Genomic DNA, 9009 nt, shown 5'->3' with positions numbered 1-9009 from the left:
AGCGCCGTATACCGAACGGTACGTACGGTGCTGTGGAAGGTCGGAACGGGAATTAATCCCGTTCCTCCTATCCGATTTAGGTTAAATTTTTAAATTTTCATATTTCATAGCCTAAATCCAATAGTATTATTTTAATTTCATAAAAAACATGTATTAAATGTTAAAATTTCAATAAAAATGCAAAAATGTTATGATTTTTGTTTTTAAAGCGGTTATTTTGTGTAGTTAAATATTAAGAAATAACTCAAAGAAAAAATATAAATTATGTGTGGTATTATTGGAGCATTTGAATTAGTGCAAGAGGAGTCTAAGATAAGACCCCAGGTGTTAGAAATGTCAAAGCGTATTCGTCACCGTGGACCAGACTGGTCTGGTATTTTTAGTTCATCAAAAGCAATTCTGGCGCATGAGCGTTTAGCAATTGTAGATCCAAAATCTGGTAGTCAACCTTTATATAGTCCTGACGGAAAAGTAGTGCTAGCAGTGAACGGCGAGATCTATAATCACCAAGAATTACGTAATTCATTACCACATTATAATTTTGCGACACAATCTGATTCAGAAGTTGTATTAGCTTTGTATTTGGAAAAAGGTCCACGTTTCGTTGAAGATTTGAACGGTATATTTGGATTTGCATTATACGATTCAAGAGAAGATTCATTTTTTGTAGCACGTGATCATATGGGGATCATTCCATTATACTATGGTCGCGATGATGCAGGACAGTTTTTTGTTTCTTCTGAATTGAAATCGTTAGAAGGTTTTTGTACAACGATTGAACAATTCCCTCCGGGACATTATATTTACAGCAAAGAAAGTTTAGAGCCCCAAAAATGGTATTCACGTGAGTGGGAAACTTACGATTCAGTAAAAGATAATGAAACAAGCATAGATGAATTGCGTGATGCTTTAGAGGCCGCTGTACACCGTCAATTGATGTCTGATGTACCTTACGGCGTATTGTTGTCTGGTGGCTTGGATTCCTCTGTAATAGCTGCTGTCACAAAGAAGTTTGCTTCCAAACGTATTGAATCAGGCGATCAAGAAGAGGCTTGGTATCCACAGCTGCATTCATTCGCTGTAGGTCTTAAAGGTGCTCCAGATTTAATTGCAGCGCAGAAAGCGGCAGATCATATTGGTACAATTCACCATGAGGTCAACTTCACTATTCAGGAGGGATTAGATGCGATTCGTGATGTAATCTATCATTTAGAAACATATGATGTGACGACTATACGTGCGTCTACACCTATGTATTTGTTGTCGCGTGTCATCAAATCAATGGGTATCAAAATGGTCTTATCAGGTGAAGGTTCGGATGAGTTATTCGGTGGATATTTGTATTTTCACAAAGCGCCAAACCCTCAAGAATTCCACGAAGAAACTGTTCGTAAACTGAAAAAGTTGTATTTGTACGATTGTTTGCGTGCTAACAAATCATTAGCAGCTTGGGGTGTTGAAGGTCGTGTTCCATTCTTGGATAAAGAATTTATGGATGTTGCAATGCGTTTGAATCCTGCTGACAAAATGATTGGTAACGGTCGTATGGAAAAATGGGTTGTACGTAAAGCTTTTGAAGATTATTTGCCAGAAAGTATTGCGTGGCGTCAAAAAGAACAGTTTTCTGATGGAGTAGGCTATAGCTGGATTGATACATTAAAAGAACAGGCAGAGAATAAAGTGTCGGATACTGAATTTGCAGGTGCTGCCTCAAGATTCCCAATTAACACTCCTAAGAACAAAGAAGAATATTATTACCGTACAATTTTTGAATCACATTTCCCATCTGAAGCAGCCGCTAAAACTGTTCCTTCGGTAAAATCTGTTGCTTGTAGTACTCCTGAAGCGCTATTATGGGATGCTTCATTCCAAAACTTGAATGATCCTTCTGGTCGTGCAGTGGCAAGTGTACATAATGAAAGTTATGACAAAGCTAAAGCAGAAATAGAAGTGAATTAACATATTACATTATTTGTAGGTTCTGTAATAATGATCACTAGAAAATTGAAAATTCTTTTTGAATCATTAGATAGATGTATTATCTTTGTGCCGTTGGCAGGGAAACCTACTAATATGATTCCTGAATAGCTCAGTTGGTTAGAGCATCTGACTGTTAATCAGAGGGTCGCTGGTTCGAGCCCAGCTTCAGGAGCATTAATTAAACCGGCTTAATTGCCGGTTTTTTTGTTTACACTATTCATCTTAATTTAAATGAGTTTAGTTATTGTAGGTACAGTAGCAATCGATGCTATCGAGACACCTTTCGGAAAGACAGATAAGGTTATAGGTGGTGCTGCAACTTTCGCTGGTTTATCGGCATCTTATCTTTATGACAATGTGAAGTTGGTGAGTGTTGTTGGTGATGATTTTGGTAAAAATATTGATATCATTACATCCAAAGGGATTGATGTTGAGGGTGTAGAGGTGGTAATTGGTGGTAAATCTTTCTTTTGGTCAGGTAAATATCACAATGATATGAATTCACGTGATACATTAATCACAGAATTAAATGTTTTAGCGGATTTTGATCCTAAAATTCCAACGTCTTACCAAGATTGCGAGTATTTATTGTTGGGTAATTTGACACCACAAGTGCAGTTGGATACGTTAGAGCGATTGGAAAATAAGCCAAAGTTAGTTGTACTTGATACAATGAATTTTTGGATGGACGTAGCACTTGAAGATTTGAAAAAAGTCTTGAAAAAGGTTGATGTATTGACGATAAATGATGAAGAAGCGCGTCAATTATCTGGCGAATATTCATTGGTGAAAGCCTCAGAAAAAATCTTGGCGATGGGTCCAAAATATTTAATCATTAAAAAAGGTGAGCACGGTGCTTTATTATTTGGCGAAGGCCAAATTTTCTCGGCTCCAGCATTGCCTTTGGCTGATGTATTTGATCCTACTGGTGCAGGCGATACTTTTGCAGGTGGATTTATTGGTTATTTAGCGAAAGTTAAATCAATCAATTTTACAAATATGAAAAATGCGATTATTTATGGATCAGCAATGGCATCTTTTTGTGTAGAGAAATTTGGAACAGCACGTTTAGAGAATTTATCACAAGAAGAAATCACTTCACGGTTACAACAATTTGTCGCATTATCTAAATTTGATATTGGTTAATCTACTATTCAGTATACATGAAATAGGGAGGATAGTTATACTATTCTCCCTATTTTTTTGAATTTATCAAAAACTGTTTCGGTATGTGGTGCATCTTGCAGTTCTTCGGTCAGATCTTGTCCTGCCCAATGTTCATAATGCATTCCCTTTTTCCAAAGTCTACTTTCTGATACATCGTAAATATATCCTTTAAATCCAACCCAAATTTCAGGTCGGTCTTGTCCATTGCGTAAAGCTAGCTGCGATTTTGTATATACGGTCAAGTCTTGATCACTCATGCTACAAAACTACCAAACAAATTAGTATTTGTATGTAGAGAGTGTTTTTTTCATCGCTTTTCTTGCCACATGGATACGAGTTTTAACTGTTCCTATAGGAATATTTAAGTGCTCGGAAATTTCATGGTATTTGTATCCTTCAAAATACATCGTAAATGGTGTGTAGTAATCTTCAGCAAGTGCAGATAGAGCCGAATTTATATCTTCCAATACAAATTTATTTTCTCCTTGATTTTTAGTTGCCGAATGAACCAAATTTACTGGTGAAATTTCTTCTTCTTTGGTAATGAAACTGTTGGATTTGGTAATGCGTCTATAATTATTGATAAACGTATTCTTCATTATAGTGTACAACCATCCTTTTAGATTAGTTCCGTCTCTAAAGTTTTTGAAATACGTCACAGCTTTTAGCAACGTATCTTGAACCAAATCATTAGCATCATCGTGATCTCTTGTAAAATTTCTTGCATAAGATCTCAATGAATCTGAATGTTCGATTACTAGCGTATTAAACTCTGTTCTTTTCATAGCCTTTGAGGTTTGTAATTAAAAAATAGTAGTATTCAATATGTTACATCGTGTACCACGGTTACATTTTAAACTATACAAACACTGTGCTAGAAATTTATTGCTAGATATTAAATATTTGTTATTATTAAATAAAAAAATTAAAAAATAGCCTAGAGGTATCTTAAATAGCGATTTTTGGAACGCTATAATAAAAAGTTTTTAAGAAATGTGGAAAACTTTCTTAGAGGATATTTACTTCTCTTTCCAGTTTTATATCGAATATATCAAAAACGCTATCAATGATCTGTTGTGAAACCTGAAATATTTCTTTTCCTGTAGCGTTTCCTTTATTCGTTATTACCAAAGCTTGGTTTTTCCAAATAGCAACTTCACCGATTTCTTTTCCTTTCCATCCGCAATATTCTATTAACCAGCCCGCTGCGACTTTACTTGTTTCCTCATCTATTGGATAATTAACAATGTTGGGATGAGAATGTTTTAATGCTTCTAATTGGGGATTGCTGATGATGGGGTTTTTAAAGAAACTTCCTGCGTTTCCTATCGTACTAGGGTCGGGCAATTTTTCGACACGAATATGAGAAACAACTTCAGCAATATCTTTAATAGTTGGGTTTTGAATTCCTCGTTTAGCAAGTTCGGTTTCGATCGCTCCATACGAAGTATTTCTTTTGGTATGTAGATTAAGCTTATAGGTTACCGAAACAATAATATAGCGACCGCGGTATTTTGTTTTGAAAATACTGTCACGGTAAGAAAAGCCACATTCCTTGTTATTAAAAGTTTTGAATTCTCCGGTCAACGTATCAAAAGCACGACAAGTATACATGATGTCCATGAGCTCAGCGCCATAGGCTCCAATATTTTGGATAGGAGAGGCGCCGACAGTTCCAGGAATTAAAGCCATATTTTCCATTCCTGGGAAATCATGATCGACAGCATACCAAACCAAATCATTCCACACTTCACCACCAGTTGCAGTGATATAGATATTTGAACCTTCAATAAAATGCTGAATTCCTTTACTTGAGATTTTAATTATTGTGCCTTCAAAATCTGCAGTGAACAAGACATTACTTCCACCACCTAGCACAAAAAATCTATTTTTGAAAACGCCAGAATTATATAAGTCAACAAGTTGCCTTTCATCCTTAATATCGACAAACTGTGATGCTACAGCTTGCACGGCAAATGTATTGTAATCTCTTAAATAAATATGTTTCTGAATTTCCACGCTTCTCGAATTTGACTTTTTGCTCGCTAATGATGAATTAAAGTAGTATATTTAGTTCATTTAATTCGCCGTAAAGATAGCACAAGCGAATGAATACCAAAAGAAATTGTTGGAATATGGCTAATAATGCAGACGAGAAAAGAGTGAGAATTTTAGAAGCGGCTAAACGACGTTTTGCGCATTACGGTATGGCGAAGACGACGATGGCAGAGATTGCAAAAGACTTATCTTTTTCGAAGGCATTGTTGTATTATTATTTTCCTGACAAAAATAGTCTTTACGCTGCTGTTCTTGAGCATGTTATGCAAGATTGTCAATTGCTTGTGGGAGACAGAATAGCTGCAACTTCTACTGTCTTGGAAGGCATCAATACTGTATTGGACATCAATATGGATTTTAAGAAGAAATATTTCTACTTGATGGAATACACAATTTTGATGCGAAAAGAATTACCTGCAGAACTCGACAAATTAATTATTGACTCTTTTGAAAATCAACGAAAAGCAATAGAAATGGTATTTCAACGTGGAATAGATTCCAAAGAACTGAAAGCAATTGATGCGGAAGAAACAGCAAGAATATTTATTTTTAGCACTTTGGGTATGCGAATGTCTGTGCTAAAGGACTTCAAAAATGACTTTATTCCAGACAAAAGTGAGTTTGATGAAATCTTACAAATGCAGAAAAAATTAGCTGCGATTTTTGTTCAAGGATTGAAAGCTTAACCTTTAGCCAATATTGAGTTTACTATCATTTTGGCGTGTATACGCGAATTTTCAATAAACCATAGGTGTGTATTTAATCCACCACAAACTACACCGGCTAGATAAAGACCTTCTATATTCGTTTCCATCGTCATGGGATTATGCTCTGGAATCCTCGCGTCCACATCAGGTATATTGATATTGAATTTTTTGAGTAATTCGAAATTAGGTCGATAACCTGTAAGTGCTAGTACAAAATCATTAGGGATAGTTTTATCGCCATTTAATGTACGGATGACGACTTCTCTTTCTCGTATTTCTGCCAATTGACTTTGGAAATAAACATCGATTGCGCCTTCTTCAATTCTGTTTAAAATATCTGGTCTCACCCAATATTTAACACGGTGACTTATATCTGTTCCACGGATAACCAATGAGACTTTTGCACCTTTTCGATAAGTTTCTAGAGCTGCATCAATTGAAGAATTGCTTGCCCCAACGACCACGAGATGCTGTCCTGCATAGTAGTGTGGGTCATTATAATAATGTGAAACTTTTGGTAAATATTCACCAGGAATATTCAAGTACATCGGTATATCGTAAAAGCCTGTTGCAAGGATTACATTTTTTGATTGATATGCGCCTTTGCTCGTATGTATTTCGAATAATCCATCAACTTTAGTACAAGTAAGAACTTCTTCGAAAAGGTGTGTATTCAAATGATATTTGTCGTGGACACGACGGTAATATTCTAATGCTTCTGCTCTTTTCGGTTTAGGATTAGTCGTGACAAATGGAATATCTTCAATCTCCAAACGCTCTGAAGAGGAGAAAAAGGTCATATTTATCGGATAATTGTATAGAGAATTGACGAGACAGCCTTTTTCGATGATTAAATGTGATAAATTATTGTTTTTTGCAGCGATTCCGCAGGTAATTCCAATAGGCCCAGCACCAATAATAATAACATCGTAAATTGTACTATTCATCATTAAATCTCTTTGGAAGCTAATGTAGATACATTTTTTTGCAAATCTCCAGAAATTTTAGCCAAAAATTGCAATTGTTCGGTGATTAATATGGTGTCTTCGTTAGTAAACTCCGAATGATTTTTCTCTATTGATTTAACATAGTCGATTTTTTTATCTTCTGGTAAAGATATTTCTTCAATTGCATTTTCTAAATGATTTAGTGATTTGAGTAATAGCTTCACATGCTCATTTGTGTAATACTTGTAATCTGTATTATAAATTTGTATCAACAATGTTGCGGTATAGGATGAAAAAATATGATTTAATATCACGAATCTGTTGACATCCTTTGTGTTTTTCTGACGCCATTTGGGTTCTGTGAGAAGCCTTTGGAAAGTTGAACCCATATTTGCAGATGCGATGTACACTTCTTTACGGGCAAGTTTATAATCAATAATGGATATTTTTTTGTCTGATAAAAGTTGAATAGCTTGCGCCAAATAATTGTAATTTGCCACAAGTAAGCTGTACATATTTTTTCGAATTTGAAAACTTTCCCAATTTGGGAAAATAACATAACTTGAAATAAAGGCAATAGATCCTCCAATAAAGGTGTCTATAATTCTTTCTTTTGCCATTTCTAAGGTATTCACTCCCGTAAAACTTAACATAATAAGAACATAAGGTGTCATAAAAATGACCGCCATAATGTAATTCACACGGAAAAGACTGTAGGCAATCAGGAAAAATACAATAAGTATAGCGAAACGAATAGTAACATCCGGTACAGTAATCAAAATAATACCGCCAATTATACCACCGATTATAGTACCAAGAAGTCTTTGTAAATTTCTTTCCTTGGTAAGTCCAAATCCTGGCTTGAGGATGACTAGTATGGTTAATAGAATCCAATACGTAGTGAAACTCGAATAATTAAAAATATTAAAAAGGAAATATGTGCCTGCCAATACAATAGCCATTCGTAGCGCATGCCTACATACACTGGATTGCAAACTCAAGTTGTCTTTGAAATTTTGCCAATTCAATATATCTCTGTTGACAAATTTATTAGATTGTTGAATTTCCTCTTTTGCGACATCTCCAGATTCAAAAACTGCGTATTTGAAAATATTTTGAAGGTGTTTTGTTATTGTACGGATATTGATTACAATTTTTTTGAGCGGAATAGAATTCACATTATTTGCTTCATCGTATGCTTCGATACGTAGGCGTAAATGTTCTATCTCTTTTTCAAAATCATAACGTGATTTAGGACGTTTGTCAGCATGTAGTTTATATGCGAAATTATCTAATTCATGTGCGATATTATTTATGATATTTTTTATTTCCGTGAGAATGCCCGATTCAGAATACTTGTTGCGGATTTCATTGTAATCGTAATGAGTGGTCATGCTTTGTTCGAATAGATCGACCATTTCATTAAATATCAAAGTTAAATAGCGACCTTCCTTTGTTGTGTCCTTAATCGATCTTTTACTTTGAAATAAGATATCTCGTGTATTTTCTTGGTGTTCGTTTACACCAATTTGTTTTTCAATGAGTTTTAAATAATTCTCTTCAGCATTTTTTCTTAAATCATAAAAATTAGCTTTCAATCGTAAATAATCAGCAACTTGCACTACTGTTTCGGACAATTCTTGTTGGGCTAATCTGTATGGCTTAACACGCATTAGCGAAAAGCTAATTAACATATACCATAATGCTCCAATGATAAAAAGCCCCAGATAAGTCAATTCTTTTTCAAATGAAAATTGGGCATCGATATTAATAAGCATTATCAATATACCCATCATACCAATGGTTGCGGCTCTCGTGTTGAAAACCGAAAGCATGGATAAAACAAATGAGAACACGGCAATTACTGCTGTCATCAGATAGATGTAATCATTTGCGAGAGCGGTCGAGAAGATTGTTATAATAGCGATAATCGTACAATAAAACATGCCCCACTTACGGTGTCGCGGTGCCCCAGGTGTGTCTGATAAACCAACAATTAATGCACCCAAAGAAATAAACGTACCCATCAAGAATTCGCCCATAAATGCACAAACAATCACAGGAATGATAGTTCCTAGCGTGATGCGAATGCCTTCGGCGAAATATTGACTATAAAAAAAACTGCTTAACTCTTGTGTTTTTTTCATCAG

General features: G+C 35.2%; 8 protein-coding genes and 1 tRNA gene. 4 read left to right on the top strand and 5 right to left on the bottom strand.

Features of this window, described 5'->3' with window-relative positions; genetic code table 11:
* Positions 1 to 264 precede the first annotated feature (264 nt).
* From asnB to GOQ16_RS10600, 3 genes are all read left to right on the top strand, one after another.
* On the top strand, positions 265 to 1959 hold the full coding sequence (gene asnB / locus GOQ16_RS10610) for an asparagine synthase B (RefSeq protein ID WP_160069251.1): 1695 nt from the start codon (positions 265 to 267) through the stop codon (positions 1957 to 1959).
* 119 nt (positions 1960 to 2078) lie between these two features.
* Positions 2079 to 2152 (top strand) — tRNA-Asn (locus GOQ16_RS10605).
* 59 nt (positions 2153 to 2211) lie between these two features.
* Complete coding sequence (locus GOQ16_RS10600) at positions 2212 to 3126, top strand: PfkB family carbohydrate kinase (protein WP_160069250.1); 915 nt, start codon at positions 2212 to 2214, stop codon at positions 3124 to 3126.
* A 35-nt stretch (positions 3127 to 3161) separates the two neighbouring features.
* Here the strand turns inward: GOQ16_RS10600 and GOQ16_RS10595 are convergent, their stop codons facing one another.
* The 3 genes from GOQ16_RS10595 to murB form a co-directional block, all read right to left on the bottom strand.
* A complete protein-coding gene (locus tag GOQ16_RS10595; protein WP_149914424.1) occupies positions 3162 to 3404 on the bottom strand; it encodes a cytochrome b5 domain-containing protein in 243 nt (80 codons plus the stop codon).
* Positions 3405 to 3425: 21 nt separating this feature from the next.
* Complete coding sequence (locus tag GOQ16_RS10590) at positions 3426 to 3932, bottom strand: RNA polymerase sigma factor (protein WP_149914430.1); 507 nt, start codon at positions 3930 to 3932, stop codon at positions 3426 to 3428.
* Between the two features lie 223 nt (positions 3933 to 4155).
* On the bottom strand, positions 4156 to 5166 hold the full coding sequence (gene murB / locus GOQ16_RS10585) for a UDP-N-acetylmuramate dehydrogenase (protein ID WP_160069249.1): 1011 nt from the start codon (positions 5164 to 5166) through the stop codon (positions 4156 to 4158).
* An 89-nt stretch (positions 5167 to 5255) separates the two neighbouring features.
* Between murB and GOQ16_RS10580 the strand changes: the two genes are divergently transcribed.
* Entirely contained in the window at positions 5256 to 5891 is a 636-nt protein-coding gene (locus GOQ16_RS10580) for a TetR/AcrR family transcriptional regulator (RefSeq protein ID WP_240141013.1), read from the top strand.
* Here the strand turns inward: GOQ16_RS10580 and GOQ16_RS10575 are convergent.
* Entirely contained in the window at positions 5888 to 6862 is a 975-nt protein-coding gene (locus tag GOQ16_RS10575; RefSeq protein ID WP_240141012.1) for a YpdA family putative bacillithiol disulfide reductase, read from the bottom strand. The genes GOQ16_RS10580 and GOQ16_RS10575 overlap by 4 nt on opposite strands.
* Positions 6862 to 9006 carry an FUSC family protein gene (locus GOQ16_RS10570; RefSeq protein WP_160069248.1) on the bottom strand — a complete coding sequence of 715 codons (2145 nt, stop codon included), beginning with the start codon at positions 9004 to 9006 and terminating at the stop codon, positions 6862 to 6864. Before GOQ16_RS10570 ends, GOQ16_RS10575 begins: the two co-directional genes overlap by 1 nt.
* Between the last annotated feature and the right edge of the window lie 3 nt (positions 9007 to 9009).

This window comes from Sphingobacterium bovisgrunnientis (assembly GCF_009829085.1).
Classification (GTDB): Bacteria; Bacteroidota; Bacteroidia; order Sphingobacteriales; family Sphingobacteriaceae; genus Sphingobacterium; species Sphingobacterium bovisgrunnientis.
The sequence above is the reverse complement of the archived record's forward strand: the minus strand, read 5'-3'. Positions and strand labels throughout refer to the sequence as shown.